The organism is Blautia sp. HCP28S3_G10 (assembly GCF_052065235.1).
Classification (GTDB): Bacteria; Bacillota; Clostridia; order Lachnospirales; family Lachnospiraceae; genus Blautia_A.
In genome coordinates this window covers 1-1,414 of the sequence record NZ_JBQHUL010000089.1, presented here as the reverse complement: position 1 = coordinate 1,414, position 1,414 = coordinate 1, and the positions used below count along the sequence as shown (strand labels likewise).

Sequence of the window (1,414 nt, the reverse complement as noted above, 5' to 3'; positions counted from 1 at the left end):
TAAAGTGAACCCATTTGTCAAGACATTTTTTTAAAAAAATTAAGTTGGATTTCGGAAGGGATACTCCCATCCTTTTCTCCCTTGTTTACCCACTAAGTGTGGATATATGAGCTGTCAAGGGTGTGCTGCTGAGCAGCTTCCGAAGGAACCCTTTACAGCTCATATATCCGCGCTTACCCTTCTGGGAAGGGAGAGACAGGATAATTACCTGTCCCAGTATACTTCCTTTGGCGTGCGATATTTTAACCGTGAGTGCGGACGCTCATGATTATAAAAGTTCATGTAATTATTTATACCGATACGTGCATCTCTGGGTGTCTCATATGCATTTGGATACACATCCTCATATTTTACAGTTCTCCAGAGCCTTTCCACGAAGATATTATCGTAAGCGCGACCACGGTGATCCATACTGATTTTTGATCCGACATCCAGAAAAATCTGTGTGAATTTTGGGCTCGTAAAATGACTTCCCTGATCAGAATTCATGATCTCAGGTTTGGATACCTTCAATGCTTTGTGGCTGGTATCCAGAACAAATCCTATTTCCATGGTGTCACTCAGCTGCCAATGCAGCACAAACCGTGAGTACCAATCGATGATTGCCACCAAATAAAGCCAATCTGTTTTGACTGGTATATAGGTAATGTCAATGGACCAAACTTGATCAGGATGGTCGATTTTAAGCCCTTTCAGCAGGTAAGGATAGATTTTATTGGCCGGCTCCGGCTTGCTTGTATTTTGCCGTGGATATACGGCCTGTATGCCCATTTCCTGCATATGCCGAAGAACTGCTTTGTGATTGATCAGATAATGCTCTTTTTCGTTAAGATACCAGCAAATGCGGCGGTATCCATACATCGGGTATCGGGTATAGATTTTATCAATCATCTGCTTTATGTACAGATCCTCTGTAGAATGTGGAGCCGGCTGATAATAGAGCCCGCTTCTATTAAGTTCCAAAAGGCTGGCCTGTACAGAAATCGGAAGAGTCGATCCGTTCATATCCACAAGCAGGCGGCGTTCCGGTACGCTAAGCTTAGAAACCAGATTTTTTTTTCAACCACTCATTCTGAGTGGTGAGTTTGCCAATCTGAGCATACAAATCGTTGATCTCGGCTTCGCGTGCTTTTTGAGCCTTACGTTCTTTTGATGAGTTGTCCTGGAACAGTGTATACAGTTGGGTTTCTGCTTCTCGCTTCCACTTTGAAAGCATGTTTGGATGAATATTGTTCTCAGCAGCAATTTCATTAATGGTACGCTCACCTCGAATTGCTTCAAGGACAAGTTTGGATTTTTCCTCTGGTGAATGTTGTTGTCTTGCCATAGTTGGACTCCTTTCGTTATAAAAATCATACGGGAAATCCAACTTAGAAACAATGATTTTTTTGTCTTAATTTATGGGTTCATTATA

General features: G+C 42.1%; 2 protein-coding genes. Both read right to left on the bottom strand.

Annotation, left to right across the window (positions count from 1 at the left end; genetic code table 11):
• Positions 1-204: 204 nt before the first annotated feature.
• Positions 205-1,017, bottom strand: coding sequence for an IS3 family transposase (locus ACTNB8_RS16290; RefSeq protein ID WP_441056111.1), 813 nt, complete (start codon positions 1,015-1,017; stop codon positions 205-207).
• A 22-nt stretch (positions 1,018-1,039) separates the two neighbouring features.
• Positions 1,040-1,327: a transposase gene (locus ACTNB8_RS16285; protein ID WP_262655261.1), complete on the bottom strand. Its 288-nt coding sequence runs from the start codon at positions 1,325-1,327 to the stop codon at positions 1,040-1,042.
• Positions 1,328-1,414: the final 87 nt, after the last annotated feature.